The organism is Micromonospora sp. DT48 (genome assembly GCF_049844495.1).
Taxonomy (GTDB): domain Bacteria; phylum Actinomycetota; class Actinomycetes; order Mycobacteriales; family Micromonosporaceae; genus Micromonospora.
The window spans coordinates 28833-49213 of the sequence record NZ_JBNCLE010000007.1; the positions used below are offsets into that span (position 1 = coordinate 28833).

Below are 20381 nucleotides of genomic sequence, written 5' to 3' on the forward strand. Positions count from 1 at the left end.
GCACCCCGGTCTGCTCGCCCTGGTCGCCCCGACCGGCTCGGGCTTCGGCCCGGGTGACCGGCTCAGGCTTCGGCCCGGGGTGTCGGCGTGGCCGGGTAGACCCGTGTCCCGGCGGCGTCCACGGTGGCCCAGAGTGTCTGCCCGGGTCTCGGGGTCAGCCGCGCGGCGGCGGCCGGAGTGATGTCGGCGGTCACGGCGACCGGGCCGGCGAGCTGGACCCGTAGGTGGTCGCCGTGGCGTTGGATGCCGGTGACGGTGGCCGGCCAGGTGTTGTGCGTACCGCCGTCGGGACGACGGGGATGCAGCGCCACCGTCGACGGCGTGAAGGCGACGAAGACGTCACCGGTGTGCCGGTCGCCGACGACGAGGTGGAACCCGTCGGTGACCCGGACCCGGTGCCCGTCGGCGTGCCCCCGGTGGAGGTTGAGGCCGACCAGGCGGGCGACGAAGTCGGTGCGCGGCTGGTCGATCACGGTCGCGACGTCGCCTTCCTGCACCAGGTGGCCGTCCTCGATGACGACGAGCCGGTCCGCGAGCACGACGGCGTCGATCGGGTCGTGGGTGACCAGCAGCGTGGCACCGGTGTGCCCGCCGAGGTGGTGCTGAAGTTGGGCGCGGGTGTCGAGCCGGGTGCGGGCGTCGAGGGCGGCGAGCGGCTCGTCGAGCAGCAGCAGTGCCGGTGCGACGGCGAGGGCACGGGCCAGGGCCACGCGTTGGGCCTGCCCACCGGAGAGCTGTCGGGGCTTGCGGCGGGCGTGTTCGGCGAGGCCGACCCGGGTCAGCCACCGTGCCGCCCGCTGTCGCGCTCGGTGTCGGCTCAGCCCCTGGCGCCGCGGTCCGAACGCGACGTTGTCCAGCGCGTTGAGGTGGGGAAAGAGCAGGTAGTCCTGGAAGACGACACCGATGCCGCGCTGCTCGGCCGGGATCCAGACCCGGCGGTCGGGGTGGTCCAGGTGACGTCCGGCGAGACGGAGATGTCCGGCGGTGAGGGGGAGCAGGCCGGCGAGGGCACGCAGCGCGGTGGTCTTGCCGGCACCGTTGGGCCCGAGGAGGGCGACGACCTCTCCGGGGCCGATGGTCAGCGGCAGGTCGAGTCGGAAGGCCCCCCGGTCCACGACCAGGCGGGCGTCGAGCACCGCGTCGCCGGATGCCGGTACGGCAGCGGGCTTGCCCGTCTCGGCGGTCACCGGCTGCCGAGCCAGCGGTCGCGGAGACTGGCCAGAATCGCCACCGAGACGGTGAGCAGGACGAGACTGAGCACGATCGCCGCCTCCAGGTCGGTTTCGAGGGCGAGGTACACCGCGAGGGGCATGGTCTGGGTACGGCCGGGGAAGTTGCCGGCGAAGGTGATGGTGGCGCCGAACTCGCCGAGCGCCCGGGCCCAGCACAGCACCGCGCCGGCGGCGACGCCCGGCGCGACCAGCGGAAGCGTCACCCGGGTGAAGGTGGTCCAACGGCCGGCGCCGAGGGTGGCGGCGGCCTCCTCGTACCGGACGTCCGCGCCGCGCAGCGCGCCCTCGACGGCGACCACCAGGAACGGCATCGCGACGAAGGCCTCGGCGAGCACGACACCGGCCGTGGTGAACGGCAGGCTGACCCCGAAGGTGCTGTCGAGCCAGCTGCCGAGGATGCCCCGCCGGCCGAAGACGAGCAGCAGCGCCACCCCGCCGACCACCGGCGGCAACACCAGCGGCACGGTGACCAGGGCACGCACCAGGCGGCGTCCGGGGAACTCGACGCGGGCCAGCAGCCAGGCCAGGGGCACCCCGAGGACGAGCGACAGCAGGGTGGCGAGGGTGGCCGCCTGCACGGACAGCCGCAGCGCGGTGAGCACCCCCGGCTCGGTGAGTCGTTGCGGCAGCGTGCTCCACGGCGTCCGAACCAGCAACCCGACCAGGGGGAGCACCAGGAAGAGCAGGCCGAGGGCGGCGGGCAGCAGCAACGCGACCGGCACCCGGCCGGTGTGTCTGGGTCGTGGTGGCGGCGTCGACCGGTCGGTTCGCGCCGCCACGGCGTCGCGTCGGGACATCGCCTACGGGGCCTGGAATCCGGCGGCGGCGAGGACGGCCTGACCCGCGTCGGAGAGTACGTGGTCGACGAACGCTCGGGCGGCCGGCTTGTTGGGGGCGTTGCCCAACACGACGATCGGATAGTCGTTGATCGCGCTGGCCGACTCGGGGAACTCGATGCCGTCGACGTCGGCGGCAACGGCCTGCGCGTCGGTGCGGTAGACCAGCGCCGCGTCGACCTCACCGAGGCGCACCTTGGACAGCGCCGCCCGCACGTCCCGTTCCAGGGTGACCGGGGTGAGGTCCACCCCGGCGGCGGCGAGGGCCCGCACCGCCGCAGCGCCACAGGGGACCTGTGCGGCGCAGAGCGCGACCTTGACCCCCGGCCGGTCCAGGTCGGCCAGACCGCTCACGCCGTTCGGGTTGCCGTCGGGCACCGCGATCACGAGTCGGTTGCGGACGAAGACCTTCGGGTCGTGGTCGTGGCTGTCGGTGACGGTGGTCATGGTGTCCGGCGAGGCCGCGGCGAAGACGTCCGCCGGTGCGCCCTGGTCGATCTGCGCCGCGAGGGTGGAGCTGCCGGCGAAACTGTACGTGACCCGGACGCCGGGGTTCGCCGCCTCGAAGTCCTCGCCGATCCGGGTGAACGGCTCGGTGAGCGACGCGGCGGCGAAGACCGTGACGTCGCCGGTCACGGCGTCGCCCTGCGGAACGGTCTGACCTGCACCGCAGCCGACCAGCCCGGCCATCGCCACGGCGGCGAGGGCTAGCCTGCGTACCGTCACGAGCCGTTCCTTCTGGTGTCCGGATGGGACGTGGGCCGCTCCACCACGACGGTGGTCGACTTGATCACCGCGATCGCCACCGAGCCGACTGCCAGTCCCAGGTCGTCGACGGCTTCGCGGCTCATCAGCGACACCACCCGGAACGGACCGGCCTGGATGTCCACCTGGGCCATCACGCCGTCCTTGACCACGGCCGTGACGATGCCCCGCAGCCGGTTACGGGCCGACGACTCGTCGGCCCGTTCGTCCGGGTCGCCGGCCTGTGCCCGTACGAAGGCAGCCAGGTCGACGCCGTCGACCACCCGATGTCCCTGGTCGTCGCGGGTGGCGGCGAGCCTGCCGGCGTCGACCCACCGGCGCACCGTGTCCGGGCTGACGCCGAGCAGGTCTGCCGCCTCGCCCATGCGAAACATCGTCACGGCGCACACCTTACGGGATGCATCCGCAAGCCTGACGGATGGGAAAGCCTAGGATCTGCGGGCTGATCCATGGATTCAGACGGCAACTGCGATACCTGGACGGGGCATGTCCGTCGGGGGTGCGTGCCGAGTGCCTGTTTCTCAGATATTTCAAATCGATCTCGGCCAAGGTCTTGACGATCGATGTTAGCGCTAACAGCATGGAGGCTTCCCGAAGCACTCGCGTCTGGAGCCCCGCCATGCAGGTGCCTGACGGCTCTCCCACCCCACGCTCACCACGACGGATCCCCCTGGTGGTGACCGGCGTACTCCTCTGCGCCGCCGCCATCTCGCCGGGCGCGGTGGCACACGCCGCCGAGGAATGGTCACCACCGTCGTCGTACACCTCGACCGATCGAGGCGACGGCACCTACCGCGTGCCGTTGCTGCGCTCCGACGTGCCGGACATCAGCGTGGAGCGGGTGCCGGCCGCCGAGAACGCCGAGGGCCGCGACGTCTACTACATGATCAGCACGACGATGCACCTCAGCCCGGGTGCGCCGATCATGAAGTCCTACGATCTCGTGAACTGGGAGATCGTCAACTACGTGTTCAACCGGGCGAGCGTCGGCGACGCGTTCTCGTTGCGCAACGGACAGAACTCGTACGGGCAGGGCCAGTGGGCCTCGTCGCTGCGCTACCACGACGGCGTCTTCTACGTCGTGTTCAACACAAACAACCTCGGTGGCGCGTACATCTACCGCACCGACGACATCGAGAACGGCGCGTGGCAGCGCACCGCGCTGGGCCGGGGCCTGCACGACCCCTCGCTCTTCTTCGACGTCGACGGTACGCCGTACATCTTCCACGGCTCCGGCGGGACCAGCGCGGTACGGCTCAACTCCACCCTGACCGCGATCACCGCTGACTACCCGAACATCTTCACCGCGAACGACTACGCCGGCCAGCCGTTCATCGGCGGGCTGTTCGAGGGCGCGCAGTTCTACCACATCGACGGCTGGTACTACGCGGTGATCATCACCTGGCCCTCCGGCCAGGGCCGACAGGTCGTCATGTTCCGCTCCCGGGAACTGCTCGGGCGCTACACCGCGCCCGGCGGGGTGAACACCTACGAGGCGCGGGGAGTGCTCAACTCCAACGGCTTCGCGCAGGGCAGCCTGGTCCCGATCGCGCGGGACGGCGGGGCGACCGACTGGTACGGCATGTTCTTCCGGGACACCTTCCCGGTCGGCCGGATCCCGGCGCTCATCCCCGCCACCTGGTCCGACGGCTGGCCGACCTTCGGCGCCGACGGGGTGGTGGCGGTGGACGGCACCTTCGCCAAACCGATCCGGCTCAGCCCCGCCGAGGAGTTGTTCGCCCGGCAGCAGAGCATCGTGGCCTCGGACGACTTCGCCAACGACGCGCCGCACAAGCCCTACCTGGACGAACAGTGGACGCCGCCACCGGGAGGCGAGGCGGAGATCGCGCCGAACGGGTCGCGGCTGGACCTGGCGTGGCAGTGGAACCACGCCCCGGACAACCGGTACTGGTCGCTGACCGACCGCACCGGATGGCTGCGACTGACCACCGGCACGGTGGTCACCGGCGACTACGTCTACACCAAGCTCGCCAACCGGGCCGAACTCGCCTGGTTCGAGGAGGCCCGCAACACCCTGTCGCAGCGTACGTTCGGGCCCCGGCAGTCGGTGGAGACCAAGCTGGACGTCTCCGGGATGAAGGACGGCGACGTCGCCGGACTCGCCGCCTACAACCGGGGCTTCTCCTACGTCGCGGTCAAGCGCACCGGCGGCGTCAACACCATCGGCGTGGTGAACCGGGGGCAGCCGTTCGCGGTCGACCTGGACCAGGCGACACTGGAGGAGTTCCTGCCGGGCAGCACCGCGCCGCTCGGCGAGGCGACCGAGGTGCACCTGAAGGCGGACCTGGACTTCGCCGCGCCGACCGGTCAGCTCTGGACCACCTTCCACTACAGCCTCGACGGCCGCAGCTGGTCGCAGCTGGGCAGTCGGGTCGGCCCGCAGACGCTGGACGGCAGCCTCGCCCACTTCATGGGGCACCGGGTCGGTCTGTTCAACTACGCGACCCAGCAGACCGGCGGGCACGTCGACTTCGACCACTTCCTGCTCAGCGACACGTTGACGGCGCAGGGCCGACCTCTGGACACCAGCCGGCTCGACGCCGCCATCGCGTACGCCGACACGCTGGACGAGGCCGACTACCCGACCGACGCGTGGGCCGCGATGCGCGCCCGGCTGGCCGAGGCGCAGGCGGCGCGGGAGCGTGGCTTCGGCACCCAGAACCAGATCGACGCACCGGAGCGGGCACTGAGCTACCAGCTCGCCCGACTCGGCGTACTCCGGGCCGAGCTGCCGGTGACGGTCAGCGCGCAGGCACGCTGCGTCGGCGGCAGCGCGTACGTGGCGGTGCAGGCCCGTAACGACCATGACGCCCCGGTCGACATGGTGCTGGAGACCGCGTACGGCCGGCGGTCGGTGCCGGAGGTCGCGCCAGGCGCCCACGCCTACCAGCAGTTCACCACCCGGTCGGCGGCGGTGCCGGCCGGCACCGTGACCGTGCGGGTGAGCGGAGCGGTCGACGGTCGGGCGGTGACCACCGTGCGGACCGCGAACCACCCGGCCGCCACCTGCTGATCCGGCCGTCCCGACGTCCGGCAGGGGCTGAGGTCGGCACCGAACCCCCGGATCCACCGCAGTGATCAAGGAGGATGTCAGTGACACATCGCGTGCGAAGGGCGCCCGTGAGACGGGCCGCCGCTCTCGTCACGGTCGGGCTCATGCTGGCCACGGGGCTAGTCGCCGCGTCGCCGGCCCAGGCCGACGACACCGAACTCATCGTCAACGGCGGATTCGAGGACGGGCTCACCGGCTGGTTCGTCAACAACGGCAACGCGACCGACAGCGCCACGCTGTCGCTCACGTCCGACGCCCACTCGGGATCGAGCGCCGTCCTCGTCACCGACCGGACCACGACCGGGTCCGGCCCGATGCAGGACCTCAGCGGCCGGGTGCAGGCCGGACAGACCTACGCCCTGACGGCCCGGATCAAGTACGACAACCCGAACGGGCCGGCGACGAAGCAGTTCTTCGCCACGATGCACTACGGTGCCGCGAACTACACCAACCTCGTCAGCGTGGTGGCGACCAAGGGACAGTGGGCGCAGTTCGACGGAACCTTCACCATCCCCGCCGGACAGAGCGTGTCGACGGCCCGGCTGTTCTTCGAGACGCCGTGGACGAGCACGCCGTCCACGGACCCGGACCTGCACCTGATGGACTTCACCCTGGACAGCGTGTCGGTGGTCGGTGCGGAACCCCCGCCCCCACCGTCGAAGACCATCGAGGTCGTCGGCAAGCTGCCCGGTGAGCACAACCCCTTGATCGGGCACAAGTTCGGTGCCGACGGCTTCGGCTTCGTGCACGACGGTCGGGTCTACCTGTACCTGACCAACGACACCCAGGGCTACGCGCCCGATCCGGCCACCGGCGTCTCCCCGGGCATCAACTACGGCGACATCAACCAGATCACCGTGATCTCCTCGACCGACCTGGTGAACTGGACCGACCACGGCGAGATCCAGGTGGCGGGTCCGAACGGGGTGGCGCCGTTCACCAACAACTCGTGGGCGCCCGGCATGGCCCGCAAGGTGGTCGACGGGCAGGAGAAGTTCTTCCTCTACTACGCCAACGGTGGCGGCTCCAGCAACGTGATCACCGGCGACTCGCCCCTCGGGCCGTGGCGCAGCGAACGCACCAGCACGCTGATCGACGGCCGCACTCCCGGCGCGGAGGACGTGGCCTGGAAGTTCGATCCGGCGCCGTTCGTGGACGCCGACGGGGAGCCGTACCTCTACTTCGGTGGTGGTCCCGCGTCGACGAGCATGCCGCCGGCCGAGCGCTTCAACAACCCGAAGAACCTGCGGGCGATCAGGCTCGGTGACGACATGGTGTCGACCGAGGGTACGGCGGCAGTGGTCGACGCACCCGTTGCCTTCGAGGCGGCCCACGTCTTCGAGCGGGACGGCAAGTACTACCTGTCGTACTCCTCGCACTTCGGTGGCAACGACTTCGGCGGCAACCAGACGCCGCTGCCCGGCTACCCGGGAGGTGGTCAGATCGGCTACCTCATCTCCGACGACCCGATGGAATGGCCGAAGGAGACCTACGCGGGCGTGTTGTTCCCCAACCAGTCGCAGTTCTTCGGCGCCGGCACCGGTGGCAACAACCACCAGTCGGTCTTCGAGTTCGAGGGCCGGTACTACTTCACGTACCACGCCCCGACGCTGAACAAGCGGATCAACGGCGACACCACCCAGGGGTACCGCAGCCCGCACATCCAGGAGCTGACCTTCAACCCGGACGGCACGATCCAGCAGGTGGTGGGCACCTACGCCGGTGTCGACCAGGTCCGTGACTTCGACCCGTACCGGGTGTTCGAGGCGGAGACCTTCGGCTGGAGCAAGGGCATCGCGACCAGGAAGGTCGACGGCGGGTCCAGCCAGTTCGGTGACGGTACGCCGAACCTGGTGGTCGGCGACATCGACAACGGCGACTGGACCGCCCTGTCGTCGGTGGACTTCGGTGACGGAGCCCGCAGCGTGACGGCGAAGGTACGGCCGCTGGCGAGCGGCGGGGCGATCCAGGTCCGCCTCGACGAGGTCACCGCGCCGGTGGTCGCCACGATCCCGGTCGACGCGCCGGTGGGTGAGTGGACGGAGTTGACCGCCGAACTCAGCGGTGTCGCGGGTGTGCACGACGTGTACTTCACCTACACCGGGCCGGAGGGCGTCGACCTCTTCGAACTCGACACGTGGGCCTTCGAGGCCGCCGCCGGTGCCGAACTGCCGGTGACGGTCAGTGCCCAGGCGCGGTGCGTGGGCGGCAACGCGTACGTGGCGGTGCAGGCGCGCAACGACCACGACACGCCGGTGGACGTGGTCCTGGAGACGGCGTACGGGCAGCGGTCGGTGACCGCTGTGGCACCGGGTGCCAACGCGTACCAGCAGTTCAACACGCGGACGGCAGCGGTGTCGGCCGGGACGGCGAGCGTCCGCGTCTCCGCCGCCGGAAGCGCTGGCACGACCGTGCGTACCGTCGAGCACCCCGCCGTCACCTGCGGCGCCTGACCCGGTCCATCCACCACACACCACTTGGAGCAACGGATGAGCAGAAGGAAGCGCAACCGGCTGGTCGCGGCGGGGGCCGCGGGTGTCCTGCTGGTCGGTTCGGCGGTGGTGCCGTCGCCGGCCCTGGCCGAGCCGGGCGACAGCGGCGAGGTGAAGGTCACCGTCGACATCGAGGAGGTCCAGGAGCCGGGGGTGCTGGCGTTGTCGATCGCCGGTGACTCGGTGGCGTTGACCGAGGACGGGTCGACCCTGCTGGTACGCCAGTTCGTGGGCGGGTTGCCGACGGTCACCGTGACGGACACGCGTACGGCGGACGGGACGCCCGAGGGTGCGGCGTGGGCGGTGTTGGGCAGCGCGACCGACTTCGTCGGCAGCGCCGGTCAGCCGTCGATCGGCGCCGAGCACCTGGGCTGGAAGCCACGGTTGCTCGACGGCGGTGACACCGGCCTGGTCAGCGCGGGCGAGGAGGTCGTGACCGTGCTGGACGAGCCGACCCAACCCGGCAACAACGTGGGGCTGGTCGACCAGGAACTACTGGTGTCGACGTTCGCCTCGGGCACGGTGGCCGGGGACGCGTACTCGGTCGACGCCGACCTGTTCCTGCGTACCCCGGCGGATGTCGCGGCCGGTTCGTACACCTCCACGTTGACCCTGTCCCTGTTCGAGTGACATCCGGTGCGGCGGCCCGACCGCCGCACCGTCCGGGGGCCGTCGAGTGGCGGCCCCCGGGTTCGTACCCGGCCGACCTCGAAGGACTGTGATGATCCGACTTCTGCTACGGCGGGGGGCCGTGCTGGTCGCGTTGTCGACCATCGTGTCGATCACCTCGGTCGTCGCTCCGGTCGCCGCCTCGGCGGAGCCGACCGGCGCGGCGGTGACCTGGGCGGTGCAACCGGCGGACGGGCGCGGCCCGGACGGCCGTCGGTGGATCGAGCACACCCTGGATCCGGGTGCGGTGCTGACCGAGCACCTGGCGGTGCGCAACTTCAGTGACTCGGCGGTGGTGTTCACGTTGCAGGCCGCCGACGGTTACCTGACCGACAAGGGGCGGTTCAACATGCTCACCGCCGGCCAGGAGTCCGTGGACGGCGGCACCTGGATCACGCTGCCCGAGCGGGTGACCGTGGGCGCGAAACAGACGAAGGTGGTGCCGTTCACCATCACCGTGCCACCGGACGCGACACCGGGGGACCATCCGGCTGGTGTCGCCGCGACGGTGACCAGCACCGGTGGGACGGTGGCGGTGCAGAGCCGGGTCGGGTTCCGGGTCATGCTGCGGACCAGCGGGACGGTCACCGCTGCGATCGAGGTCGACGACCTGACCGTCAGGTACGACAGGTCGTGGAATCCGTTCACCGCCGGTGCGGTCCGGCTGAGCTTCACCGCGCGGAACACCGGAAACGTCGCGGTGACCGGAGGCGGCACCGCGACGGTGGGCGAACCGGTCGGCCGGGGAGGTCGCAGCGGCACCGTCGAGGTGCCGGAACTGATGCCGGGCGACGCCCGTCAGGTCGTGGCCCGGGTCGGCGGGGTGTGGGGACTGGGTCGGCTCACCACCACCGTCGAGGTGACCCCGGCGATCGTCTCCGGTGATCCGGCCGGCGCGCAGCTCCGCCCGACCACCGCCACGGTGACCGTCTGGACGGTGCCCTGGCCGCACCTCGTCCTCACGGCACTGGTCGGCGTGCTGGTCCTGGGGTGGTTGACCATCGCGCGCCGACGTCGCCGACACCTCGCCCGGCTGCTCGACCAGGCCCGCGCCGAGGGCCGGGCGGAGGGGCGTACGTCCGTGCTCACCGCCGACTGACCCATGTCGCTCCACGATGGAAACGGTCATCCCGTCCAGAACTTTTCCCATCTGAACAAAAAGATGGCTACCTATTGCGTGATACCTCGCCATCGCGAGGATGATTCGATGCGTCATCACCCCCGGGGCCCTGCCCGTGTGGCCGCCGCCCTGCTCGCCCTGGTCCTCGCGGCCGGTGTCGTCGTCCTCGGGGCCGCCACACCCGCGTCGGCGCACGGCACCCTGGCGATGTCCACCCCGGCCGATGGCGCGAAGGTCGGCGAACCCCTGACGGCGGTACGGCTCTACTTCACCGAGCGGGTCCGCGACGACGCGTACTTCACCGTCACCGCACCCGGCGGTGGGCGGGTCGACACCGGGTGGACGCATGGCGAACCCCGTGAGTTGGACCGCCCGGTGCGGGAGTACTTCCTGGTCGACGGCGTGTTCGAGCCACACGAGTACACGACCGGATTCCCGGCGGTGGTGACGCTCGCGCATCTGCCGGCGACCGGGCGGTACACGGTGAGCTACCTGTCGGTGGCCTCGGACGGTGACCCGGTGCGCGGCTCCGTCACCTTCCGGTACACCGGGAAGCCGACGGCCGCCCCGCCGAACTGGCGACCGCCCACCGGCCAGCCGGATCCGGCCCTGCTCGCCGCGGCCGAGCAGCACGGGAACTCCGAGCCGCAGGCCGCGCCGGGCACGAGTGCCGACCCGTCGCCGGTCACCCCGGCGACACCGGAGCCGACGGCCGAAGCCGCTGCGCCCATCTCGGACGACCCGGACAACGGCGGTCTGCTGGGCTGGGTCGTCGTGGCGGTGGCCGTCGTCGCCGGTCTCCTCTGGTGGCGGCTCCAACCGGCCCGCGTCCAGCCCAACCGCAAGGCGACACGTCGCACCGGTGCCGCCCGACCCCGTGGCACGCCCGCCAGTGCGACCAAGAAGCGCCGCACCCCCGCCCCCGGCGGGGACAAACGCCGGACGGTGGCCGCCACGGCCCGGCGCGGCACCCGGACGGCCCCGGCGGTGGAACCTGTCCAGCGACCGGCGGCTGCCGCCCCCGCGTCGGCCACCGGGGTGGCGGACCGCCCGGCGACGACGAACGATCCCGCCACGACGCCGGACGGCGCGACCCCGCGTCGACGGCCCCAGCTGGGCGACACGCGTACCGCATTGCTGGTCGGTGGACTCGTGGTGGCGCTGGTGGCCGGTTTCGCCCTCGGCCGGATCGGTGCCGCCGACAGCCCCACCGCCGCGCCGTCGGGCACCGCGCCAGGAGACGGCGGTCGGGACACCGCACCGGCGGTGGCGGTCGGCGACGGGCACCAGCACGCGCCGGGAACCGGCCCGCACACGCATCCGGGCGACGCTCAGGACCAGGCCACCGGTACGACGGTCAGCGTCGCCGGGTACACCCTGAAGCCGGTGCTGCGCTCCCAACCGGCCGGCGCGACCACCGACTACCGATTCCGGATCGTGGGCGTCGACGGGCAGCCGGTGACCGGCTTCGCGGTGGTGCACGGCAAGCCGCTGCACCTGATCGTGGTCGGTCGTGACCTCGGCGGATACCAGCACCTGCACCCGACCATGGCGGCCGACGGCACCTGGAGCGTGCCGCTGACCCTCGCCCGGCCCGGTGGTTACCGCATCTACGCCGACTTCACCGTCACCACCGGCGACAGCCGGGAACTGCCGCTGGTGCTCGGCGTCGACCACGAGGTGCCGGGCAGCTACCAACCGGCCGGACTGCCGCCGGCGCAGCCGCAGGCGAGCGTCGGTCCGTACACGGTGTCCATGGCCGGTACGCCCACCATCGGCATGATGGTTCCGGTGACCTTCCGCGTCGCCCGCGACGGGGTGACCGAGCCGGTGCGGTTGGAGCGCTACCTGGGCGCGTACGGCCATCTGGTCGTGGTGCGCGAGGGCGACCTGGGCTACCTGCACGTCCACCCGGAACCGGAACTGGTCGACGGCGGCATCGCGTTCTGGCTGACCGCGCCGAGCACCGGTCGTTACCGGGCGTTCCTCGACTTCCAGGTCGACGGAGCGGTGCACACCGCCGCGTTCACGATCAACCTGCCGTGACCTCCTCGTCCACCGTCGTGACCGGGCACCGGTCCCGGTGCTGTTCGGATGCAACCGATCGGCGACGGCCAACGTCGGATCGGCATGAGGATTCGTCGAAGCGGGCGGCTCGCGGTCGTCCCCTTGCTGTTGCTGACGTCCGCGGCCTGCGCCCAGCAGGCCGGTGGCGCCGGTTCGGGAGAGGCGGACTCGCCCGAACGGTCCTACTCCGCCGATACGGTGGTGTTCCGGATGGATCACACCGGCGGCTTCGTCACGCCGGCCATGCTCGCCACCCGGCTGCCCATGATCAGCGTCTACGGCGACGGCCGTGTGATCACCCAGGGCCCGGTCAACCTGATCTTTCCGGGACCGGCGCTGCCCAACCTCCAGGTGGGCAGGATCAGCGCCACGGAGGTCGACGAGCTGCTCAAGGCGGCCCGTGCCGCAGGGGTGGGCAGCGGGGCCGACCTGGGCAGGCCCCCGATATCCGACGCACCCTCCACCCGCTTCACCGTGCTCGGTGACAACGGGGCCGAGGAGTTCGAGGTGTACGCCCTCGCCGAGTCCGGCGACGTGACGACCGGCCTCTCCGCCGACCAGCGGGCGGGCCGGGACAAGCTGCGCGAGTTCGCCGAGTCGCTGACCGCCGAGTCCGGCCCGCTGGCCGCCGCGCAGGCGGACCAGCAGCCGTACGCGCCGAGCGCCGTCGCGGCCGTGGCCGAGCCCTGGGCCGCCAACGCCGACGCCGGGGAGCAGCCCGAGGTGACCTGGCCCGGTCCGGCGCTGCCCGGTGCCGACCTCGCCGAGGGTACGGGGTTGGGTTGTGTCACGGCGACCGGTGACGAGGCGCAGCAGGTGCTCACCGCCGCGGCATCGGCGAATACGGCCACGCCGTGGGTGTCCGACGGCAAGCGGTGGACGGTGACGCTGCGTCCGTTGCTGCCGGACGAGACCGACTGCGGCGACCTGACCACCAACCGCTGACACGCCGGTCCCGGGGCGGCCGATGAGCCGACCGCCCCGGACCCGGTGCACCGGCGCCCGGGTGGGCCGATGGCGGAACCGCACTAGGCTGCCGCCCGATGACCAAGAGGCTGTCTCGCATCCTGATCTACGGAGTTCACGGCTCCGGCAAGTCCACCCTGGCGCAGCGGCTGTCCCAGCGACTCGGGTTGCCCTGGTACCCGGTCGACGACATGCTCTGGGAACCCAACTGGGTCGAGGTGCCGGTGCCGGTGCAACGCCGCCGGATCGAGGACGTCTGCCGTCGGGACCGCTGGATCCTCGACGGGGCGTACCACGGTTGGCGCGATGTGCCGTTGGCCCGCGCGGACCTGGTCATCGGCCTGGACTACCCGCGCGGGCTGTCCTTCCGGTGGCTGCTGCGGCGTACGCTGCGCCGGCTTTCCACGGGTGAGCGGATCTGCAACGGCAACCGTGAGTCGCTGGGCAGCGTGCTGTCCACCGACTCGGTCCTGGTGTGGCACGTGACCGAGTTCGGCCGGGAACGACGTCGGCTGCGGGCCTGGCACGCCGATCCGACCGGACCACCGGTGCTGTTGCTCGACTCCCCCGAGGCGTTGGAACGCTGGCTGGCAGGCCTGTCCGGCGGTTAGAACTGCGCCGGTCGCCAGGACCGTCCCGCGATCTTCGGCGGCTTGGTCAGGGCGGGCTTGATGGCGCGCCAGGTGGCGTGCCACTCACTGGGCGGAAGGGCCAAGGTGGCGCACACCTCGCGTGCCATCTCCTCGGGGCCACGGCCACGCCACCGGGTGTCGACGAAGACCTGGTAGTCACGGTCGATCTGAAGGGCGACCCGGAACACGTCGTCATCGCAGTAGTCGTTGGCGACCCAACTGGTTTCGAGGCCGTGAGCGCGCAACCGTTCGCGGTCCAGTTCCGTCAGGACGAGTCGTCCGGCGGTGCGATCTGCCGTCTCCCACGAATGATCCGCAGCCACCCGGGCGACCTCGACGTCGTACTCGACGGCCGGGAAGGAGACGCCGCGGGCCATGGGCGCCTCGCCCGACCAGTCCCAGTGCACCAGCTCTCCGTCCCGGGTGATGGTGACGTCCGTGGACCCACAGCCATACACGCCACATGAGCAGCGGGCGATCGGAACGGTGCGCGGCTCGGCGGTGGCCACCAGATGATTGGTGGGGACAAAGATCTCGTACGGGTCCATCCCGAGTCCCGCTGCGGCCGAGGTCATCTCCGTACCGTTGACGTAGACCTGCACCTGGAATCCGTCGCCTACGTCCTCGAGCGTCGGCGCTACCTCCAGACGCAGCGAGTCGACGCCCGGTCGGCGCGCGACTCCTCCGCCGGTCGCCGGGGCGAAGCCTGGGGGGACAGTACCCGGAGCGGGGATCCCGAGTTCCTTGAGCGACTTGGTCACGAGTTCGGAGATGTCGCAGGATGGATCCCGCGCCGAAGCACCAGCGAGTTCGCGCAACATCGGCGAGTCCAGCCCGTCGACCAGCGCCTGGCAGGCGGCATGGATCATGTCCGCTGGGCCGTACCCGGGGTCGACGTTCCAGCGCGCCACAGTGTCGTACAGGCGCTGCTCGGCAGACCCGTTGCCCGTCTCGGTCACGCCGACATCATCCACAGCCACTGTGCGCACCGCACCGTCATTTCGCGCCTGCCATCCTCGCAGCGTCCGCTCATCGAGATGAGCGCCACGGCCGCCGACGCCCCCACCGGGCTGGCCACGTGGCCGCCCTCCGGACCTTGACCTGGGCTATGAGCGAAATTCCCTGGACAGCCTTGCGATCATGCGAGGATGCCCCACCTCGTCACCGAACGCCTTGTGCTTCGTCCGGTCGATGACACGGACGTCGACCGGATCCTGGAGTACCGCAACCTGCCGGAGGTCAAGCACTGGCTGCTCAGCACCGACGTCGACCCGGAGCGCTTCCGGGCGTCGTGGCGGCGCGCGGCCGATGATCCCAACGACCACAGCGTGGCTGTGACCCTCGACGGCACGGTGATCGGCACCGTCTCGTTCGACGTGGTCGACGGCATGGGCCAGCCCGGTATGCCGCCGCGGACGGAGGCGCTCCTCGGCTATGTCTTCGATCCGGCGTACGGCGGGCGTGGGTATGCGACAGAGGCGGTCACCGCGATGGTGGCGCACGCGTTCGACCAGCTGGGTATTCGCAGGATCACCGCTGGTTGTTTCGCCGACAACCTCGCCTCCGTGCGGATCCTGGAGAAACTCGGCATGCGCCGGGAGCAGCACGGGGTCGGGGACTCCTGGCACGCCGAGCTGGGCTGGGTGGACGGCTACACCTACGCCATCCTCGCCCACGAATGGCACGAGCGCTCGGCGCGGATGTGAAATCTTGGACAGTTCCTGTCAGGCGCTGACGGCAACTGTCCAAGAATGGCTACGCACCACCCGCGACCGGCTGGGGTCAGAAACCGAGGGCGGTCCGTCCGCCGACCACCGGTAGGCGTAGTTCGCTGTGCTGCGGCGCGACGCGCAGTCGGGTGCCGCCCAGCGGCAGCAGGGTGTACTCCTGGTCGGTGGAGAAGACCACCAGGCCGATCCGGTGGCCCGCCGGGAAGACGTGGTCCTTGGGTTCCAGCGTCCACCGCAGGTCGTACAGCTTGCCCTGGCGCAGCGGGTCGGTGCGCGACGCGCTGTGACGGTTCTGCGGGTCCATCCAGCCCCGGGTCACCACCGTCGGCGCGGCGTCCGAGCCGGGCGGGCCATAGTCGACCAGGTACGCGGTGAGGTTCGCGCCCGGCTTGTTGTCGATCGCCAGCCGGAGCCGCACCTGTGGGCGACCGGAGATGCGGACCTGCTGATCCAACGTGGGGGAGAGGTAGGCCAGCCGGTGTGGGCTGGTCGCGTCCGGAGCGGCGATGAGCGTGTCCGGGTGGATGGTGCGGCCCTCGTCGACGAAGCGCTGCTCGACCTGTTTCCTCGGCGGCTTCCCGGTGGTCAGTACGCCGGGGGTGGCGTCGGTGGCGGCCAGCCGCAGCGCGACCTCCCGGCTGCCCGGGTCGGGCCAGTTGGCGTACGTGGTGTAGGTGCTGTCCTCGCGCTGCACCACTGCGGTCGGTTCGTCCATGATCCCGTTGGGCACCTGCCACAGCCAGTGGTCGAACCAGCGGTTCTCGGTCTGCTTCCAGGTCCAGGTGCGGCCGTCGGGCAGGGTCACCGAGGCGGTGTTGCCCGGACCGCCGTGCCCGCCCTGGTGCAGCCAGATCCGGCGCGGAACGCGGTGCCGGGTCAACTCGTCCCACCAGCCGGCGAAGTGCTCGGTCTTCACGTTCCAGTCGTTGAGGCCGTGCACGACGAGCACGCTGGCCCGGACCTTCCGGGCGTCGAGGTGGTCCCGGTCGCGCCAGAAGGCGGAGTAGTCGCCGGTGATCCGGTCCTGCCGGTTGGTCAGCTCGGCGATCGCCGCGGCGCAGCGGCCCTCGGCCCGGGTCTGACCGGCGGTGAACCCGGCCAGCACGTCGGTGTCCTCACCCTGGTACGTCCCCGGCGCCACCACCAGACCGTTGGCGCGGTAGTAGTCGTACCAGCTGCTGATGGCGGCCACCGGCACGATGGTCCGCAGTCCCGGGACGCCGGTGGCGGCCACCTGGTTGGGCAGGGTGCCGTTGTAGGAGACGCCGGTCATGCCGACCGCCCCGGTGGTCCAGTCGGCGGTCACCGGCGTCCCGGCCGCGTCGTACCCCTGCGCCCGGCCGTTCAGCCAGTCGATCACCGCCTTGGTGCCGAGCGTCTCGGCCTGGTCTCCGCTGGTCGGGCAGCCGTCGGAGTCGCCGGTGCCGATGCTCTGGCCGACCACGACCGCGTATCCCCGGGGCACGTAGTAGTCGTCCAGCGTGCCGGGCAGGTTGGCCTTCGCCGCCGCCCGCTGCACCGCCGGATCGGACGTCCGCCGGTTCCCCCGGTGATCGATCCCGTTCTGCGGCAGCTCGTCCACCAGCACGCTCGGGTACGGCACGTCGTACCAGACGTCCTTGCGGTACGGGCTGTGCTCGAAGATGACCGGCACCTTGAATCCCTCGGTGGCGGTCTCCCGGGGCCGGGAGATGTCGATCGCCACCCGGTCGGGTCGGCCGTCGTCGTCGGTGTCGACAGTGGTCTCGACGTACACCCGTTCCTCGATCGCGTCGGCGAGCGAGAAGACCGGTTGGGTCATGCCGTCGACGACGACGATGCCGGGGACGGTGGGTGTGGGCCGTGCCGCCGCCGGAGCCGCGCTCAATGTCAGCGCGCCGGAGAGCCCGAGGCCGATCAGTGCCAGCAGGTGGGGGGATCGACGCACGTGCGGCTCCCTTCGGTGGCCGGACCGCCGGACGAAGGTGGCCATCGAAGTCATGCTATGCCGGTCGGAGTTGCCCGTGGTGATCCATTTATTTACATCTTGCGATGTTATCGATCACAGGTTAGGTTGCGGGGCAGGAGCGAAGGGCACGCTCCGACGTCCCCGCCCGGCCGGTGGCCAGGCGAGCCGAGGCGTGCAACGCCGGTTGACGGTGCGCTGCGAGCCCGTGTGGGACGGTCACGCCGACAGCTCAGGCGGCTGACGGCGCATCGCGGGAGCCATGGCACACGTCGAGACCGCCGTCCTGGGTCGCCCACCACCCTGACAGCCCGGGGACGGTGCCGCACCGTATCCAGGCGCATCTGCGCGTTGCGCCGGCCGTTCCCGGCGTCGCCACCACCGCGATGTGCCGCACCACCGCGCGTCCCCAGCGGGCGCGGAATGGAGTCCCGATGTCCAGGCGTAGATCGATCTTCGGACCGGTCGTGCTTTCGACCCTGATGGTGTTGGCCGCCGCCGGCACCGTGCTCACCGCGAACCCCGGCAGCGTGCCGGCCGCCCAGTCCGGCATCCTGGCCGCGACCGCCGGCTGCGGCAAGGCACCCACCTTGCGCAGCGGTACGCACACCATCCAGAGCAACGGCAAGAACCGCAGCTACATCCTGCGGGTGCCGGACAACTACAACAACAACCACCCGTACCGGCTGGTGTTCGGGTTCCACTGGCTCAACGGCTCGGCGACCGACGTGGCCACCGGCCAGACGGTGCAGCGCGACACCTGGGCCTACTACGGACTGCTGCCCCTGTCGAACAACAGCACCATCTTCGTCGCGCCGCAGGGCCTCAACAGTGGCTGGGCGAACTCCGGCGGCGAGGATGTCACCTTCGTCGACGACATGCTGCGGCAGATCGAGAACGACCTCTGCGTCGAGACCACACAGCGTTTCGCGCTCGGGTTCAGCTACGGCGGCGCGATGAGCTACGCCCTCGCCTGTGCCCGGCCGAACGTCTTCCGGGCGGTCGCCGTCTACGGCGGTGCGCAGTTGAGCGGATGCAGCGGCGGCAACCAGCCGGTCGCCTACTTCGGGGCGCACGGCATCCGGGACAGTGTCCTCAACATCTCCAACGGGCGGTCGCTGCGGGACCGGTTCGTCCGCAACAACGGATGCACCGCGCAGAACCCGCCGGAACCCTCGCAGGGCAGCCTCACCCACCGCAGCACCACCTACTCCGGATGCGCGTCCGGTTACCCCGTGGTCTGGGCGGCGTTCGACGAGGGACACATCGCCGCACCGCAGGACGGCGCGCCCGGTGACAGCGGCTCCCGGACCTGGCTGCCGGGCGAGACCTGGCGCTTCTTCACCCAGTTCGGTAGCGGCACCACGCCACCGCCGAACACCACCCCGCCGCCGAACACGACACCACCGCCGAACACCACTCCGCCGCCGGGCCCGACGACGCCGCCACCCGGTGGCGGGGCGTGCCGGGTCACCGCCACGGTCAACGCCTGGAACAACGGACTGACCGAGGAGATCACCATCACCAACACCGGTGGCTCCACCATCAACGGTTGGTCGCTGGTCTTCACGCTGCCCAGCGGGCAGACCATCACCGGCGGCTGGAACGCCAGCTACTCACCGTCCTCCGGACAGGTGACCGCGCAGAACGCGTCGTACAACGGCACCATCGCCGCGAACGCGTCGGTCAACATCGGCTTCCAGGCCACCCACACCGGCAACGCCGCGAAACCCACCGCGTTCACCCTCAACGGCGCGGCCTGCACCGTCAGCTGAGTCGTACGTCATCCGGGCGCGGATCCCACTCGGGGTCCGCGCCCGGTCCGTGCCGACCGGACGGCGTTGGGACTACATCGGGAACCGGCCGCTGCGCCACTGCCAGTGCCGACCGGCCTTGAGGTGGTCGATGACCGCGCGCTGGAGGACGGTGTCGCGCGGCAGCTCGTCGAGTGGTGTGGTCAGGCTGCGGAACACGAAGCGCAGCACCTCGGTGTCGGCGTCCAGCCCTTCCGGCTCCTCGTAGGGCGCCAACTCGAACCGGCGCTGGAACTTCACGATGTTGGAGTCCTCGGGCAGGTACTCCCGCAACTGCGGGTCGAGCAGCCACGATCCGCAGGCGAAGTCCGTGTAGTGCTCGTCGGGGAAGTGGCGCGGGAAGAACTCCCGCGCCTCGTCCAGTGACGCGTCGATCGCCGCCGGGGTGAGCGGTCCCGACTCGGGGATGTGCAGGCTGACGGCGTCGACGCCCCGGTGGTGCTGGAGCCGCCCCAACTCGTAGACGCTGCCCCGGGCGTGCAGCGTCAACCAGCTCTGCATCACCGGCCAGCCCTCACGGCGCATCCGCCGGTCGATCGCGAGGTTGCGGCCCAGGTCGGCGAGGGTCGCCCAGGAGACGGCGTCGGGGATGTCGTGGTCGCGGTGGTAGTCCCGGACCACGTCGACGAGGGCCAGGTACGCGTACACGTAGAGGTGTCGCCAGGCGGGGCCCCGCTCGCGCGGCAGCGCCGGCCCGGGCGGCAGCCATTCGTGCCCGCCGAGGTCGGCGCGGACCAGGGCGATCGAGCGGTCGAGCAGCCAGCGTAGCTCCGGGGTCCACAGTGTGGAGTCGGGGTCGGGCCAGCCGGCCATGATCTCGGCGGCGTCGTCCGGGCGTACCGCGAGCCGGTCGAGCAGCGCGGGCGCGTCGGCTCTGTCGGGCACCGGTGCCGACGGGTGGTCAGCGGCGAGTCGGTGTACGCGTTCGATCTCCTCGACGGGTACGCCGAGACGGGTGGCGATGACGTCCAGGTCCACGCGGACGACCCTAGCGCAGCGACCTGCCCCAACCGCACTGAGCGCAACCGTTGACGGGCGGC

General features: G+C 71.0%; 16 protein-coding genes. 9 read left to right on the forward strand and 7 right to left on the reverse strand.

Annotation, left to right across the window (positions count from 1 at the left end; all coding sequences use genetic code 11):
• Positions 1–62 precede the first annotated feature (62 nt).
• Genes ACLQ2S_RS08260 through ACLQ2S_RS08275 form a run of 4 tightly spaced genes read right to left on the reverse strand, consistent with a single transcriptional unit; the run spans position 63 to position 3213 of the window.
• Positions 63–1187 (reverse strand): ABC transporter ATP-binding protein, encoded by a 1125-nt coding sequence (locus ACLQ2S_RS08260; protein WP_425701444.1) that lies wholly within the window; start codon positions 1185–1187, stop codon positions 63–65.
• Positions 1184–2029, reverse strand: coding sequence for an ABC transporter permease (locus ACLQ2S_RS08265; RefSeq protein ID WP_425701445.1), 846 nt, complete (start codon positions 2027–2029; stop codon positions 1184–1186). The genes ACLQ2S_RS08260 and ACLQ2S_RS08265 overlap by 4 nt, the downstream gene beginning before the upstream one ends.
• A gap of 3 nt (positions 2030–2032) precedes the next feature.
• A complete protein-coding gene (modA, locus tag ACLQ2S_RS08270; protein WP_425701571.1) occupies positions 2033–2758 on the reverse strand; it encodes a molybdate ABC transporter substrate-binding protein in 726 nt (241 codons plus the stop codon).
• Positions 2759–2790: 32 nt separating this feature from the next.
• A complete protein-coding gene (locus ACLQ2S_RS08275; RefSeq protein WP_425701446.1) occupies positions 2791–3213 on the reverse strand; it encodes a TOBE domain-containing protein in 423 nt (140 codons plus the stop codon).
• 239 nt (positions 3214–3452) lie between these two features.
• Here ACLQ2S_RS08275 and ACLQ2S_RS08280 point away from each other — a divergent pair, with 239 nt between their 5' ends.
• The 7 genes from ACLQ2S_RS08280 to ACLQ2S_RS08310 all read left to right on the forward strand — a co-directional run bounded on the left by ACLQ2S_RS08280 (position 3453) and on the right by ACLQ2S_RS08310 (position 13831).
• Positions 3453–5867 carry a family 43 glycosylhydrolase gene (locus tag ACLQ2S_RS08280; protein WP_425701447.1) on the forward strand — a complete coding sequence of 805 codons (2415 nt, stop codon included), beginning with the start codon at positions 3453–3455 and terminating at the stop codon, positions 5865–5867.
• 143 nt (positions 5868–6010) lie between these two features.
• Positions 6011–8359: a family 43 glycosylhydrolase gene (locus ACLQ2S_RS08285; protein WP_425701448.1), complete on the forward strand. Its 2349-nt coding sequence runs from the start codon at positions 6011–6013 to the stop codon at positions 8357–8359.
• 36 nt (positions 8360–8395) lie between these two features.
• Entirely contained in the window at positions 8396–9028 is a 633-nt protein-coding gene (locus tag ACLQ2S_RS08290; RefSeq protein ID WP_425701449.1) for a hypothetical protein, read from the forward strand.
• A gap of 91 nt (positions 9029–9119) precedes the next feature.
• Positions 9120–10166 (forward strand): hypothetical protein, encoded by a 1047-nt coding sequence (locus tag ACLQ2S_RS08295; protein ID WP_425701450.1) that lies wholly within the window; start codon positions 9120–9122, stop codon positions 10164–10166.
• A 108-nt stretch (positions 10167–10274) separates the two neighbouring features.
• Positions 10275–12233: a copper resistance CopC family protein gene (locus ACLQ2S_RS08300; RefSeq protein WP_155216641.1), complete on the forward strand. Its 1959-nt coding sequence runs from the start codon at positions 10275–10277 to the stop codon at positions 12231–12233.
• Between the two features lie 84 nt (positions 12234–12317).
• Positions 12318–13199 (forward strand): hypothetical protein, encoded by an 882-nt coding sequence (locus ACLQ2S_RS08305; RefSeq protein ID WP_155216639.1) that lies wholly within the window; start codon positions 12318–12320, stop codon positions 13197–13199.
• 98 nt (positions 13200–13297) lie between these two features.
• Entirely contained in the window at positions 13298–13831 is a 534-nt protein-coding gene (locus tag ACLQ2S_RS08310; protein WP_425701451.1) for an AAA family ATPase, read from the forward strand.
• Here ACLQ2S_RS08310 and ACLQ2S_RS08315 read toward each other — a convergent pair.
• On the reverse strand, positions 13828–14811 hold the full coding sequence (locus ACLQ2S_RS08315; protein ID WP_425701452.1) for a hypothetical protein: 984 nt from the start codon (positions 14809–14811) through the stop codon (positions 13828–13830). The two genes, ACLQ2S_RS08310 and ACLQ2S_RS08315, sit on opposite strands and share 4 nt — an antisense overlap.
• Positions 14812–15000: 189 nt before the next feature.
• Here ACLQ2S_RS08315 and ACLQ2S_RS08320 point away from each other — a divergent pair, with 189 nt between their 5' ends.
• Positions 15001–15558 carry a GNAT family N-acetyltransferase gene (locus tag ACLQ2S_RS08320; RefSeq protein WP_155216635.1) on the forward strand — a complete coding sequence of 186 codons (558 nt, stop codon included), beginning with the start codon at positions 15001–15003 and terminating at the stop codon, positions 15556–15558.
• Between the two features lie 76 nt (positions 15559–15634).
• On the opposite strand, the gene ACLQ2S_RS08325 is transcribed toward ACLQ2S_RS08320, so the two are convergent.
• Positions 15635–17509 (reverse strand): Xaa-Pro dipeptidyl-peptidase, encoded by a 1875-nt coding sequence (locus ACLQ2S_RS08325; RefSeq protein ID WP_425701453.1) that lies wholly within the window; start codon positions 17507–17509, stop codon positions 15635–15637.
• A 452-nt stretch (positions 17510–17961) separates the two neighbouring features.
• Here ACLQ2S_RS08325 and ACLQ2S_RS08330 point away from each other — a divergent pair, with 452 nt between their 5' ends.
• Positions 17962–19302 (forward strand): cellulose binding domain-containing protein, encoded by a 1341-nt coding sequence (locus ACLQ2S_RS08330; RefSeq protein ID WP_155216631.1) that lies wholly within the window; start codon positions 17962–17964, stop codon positions 19300–19302.
• 72 nt (positions 19303–19374) lie between these two features.
• Here the strand turns inward: ACLQ2S_RS08330 and ACLQ2S_RS08335 are convergent, their stop codons facing one another.
• The gene (locus ACLQ2S_RS08335; RefSeq protein ID WP_309223024.1) at positions 19375–20319 is read right to left on the reverse strand and encodes an acyltransferase domain-containing protein; all 945 of its coding nucleotides are present in this window, start codon (positions 20317–20319) and stop codon (positions 19375–19377) included.
• Between the last annotated feature and the right edge of the window lie 62 nt (positions 20320–20381).

Coding starts and splice junctions, on each gene's coding strand:
- ACLQ2S_RS08320 (WP_155216635.1), top strand. CDS start 15,001: ATGCCCCACCTCGTCACCGAACGCCTTGTGCTTCGTCCGGTCGATGAC.
- ACLQ2S_RS08310 (WP_425701451.1), top strand. CDS start 13,298: ATGACCAAGAGGCTGTCTCGCATCCTGATCTACGGAGTTCACGGCTCC.
- ACLQ2S_RS08285 (WP_425701448.1), top strand. CDS start 6,011: ATGCTGGCCACGGGGCTAGTCGCCGCGTCGCCGGCCCAGGCCGACGAC.
- ACLQ2S_RS08295 (WP_425701450.1), top strand. CDS start 9,120: ATGATCCGACTTCTGCTACGGCGGGGGGCCGTGCTGGTCGCGTTGTCG.
- modA (WP_425701571.1), bottom strand. CDS start 2,758: ATGGCCGGGCTGGTCGGCTGCGGTGCAGGTCAGACCGTTCCGCAGGGC.
- ACLQ2S_RS08305 (WP_155216639.1), top strand. CDS start 12,318: ATGAGGATTCGTCGAAGCGGGCGGCTCGCGGTCGTCCCCTTGCTGTTG.
- ACLQ2S_RS08290 (WP_425701449.1), top strand. CDS start 8,396: ATGAGCAGAAGGAAGCGCAACCGGCTGGTCGCGGCGGGGGCCGCGGGT.
- ACLQ2S_RS08330 (WP_155216631.1), top strand. CDS start 17,962: ATGTCCAGGCGTAGATCGATCTTCGGACCGGTCGTGCTTTCGACCCTG.
- ACLQ2S_RS08280 (WP_425701447.1), top strand. CDS start 3,453: ATGCAGGTGCCTGACGGCTCTCCCACCCCACGCTCACCACGACGGATC.
- ACLQ2S_RS08300 (WP_155216641.1), top strand. CDS start 10,275: ATGCGTCATCACCCCCGGGGCCCTGCCCGTGTGGCCGCCGCCCTGCTC.
- ACLQ2S_RS08265 (WP_425701445.1), bottom strand. CDS start 2,029: ATGTCCCGACGCGACGCCGTGGCGGCGCGAACCGACCGGTCGACGCCG.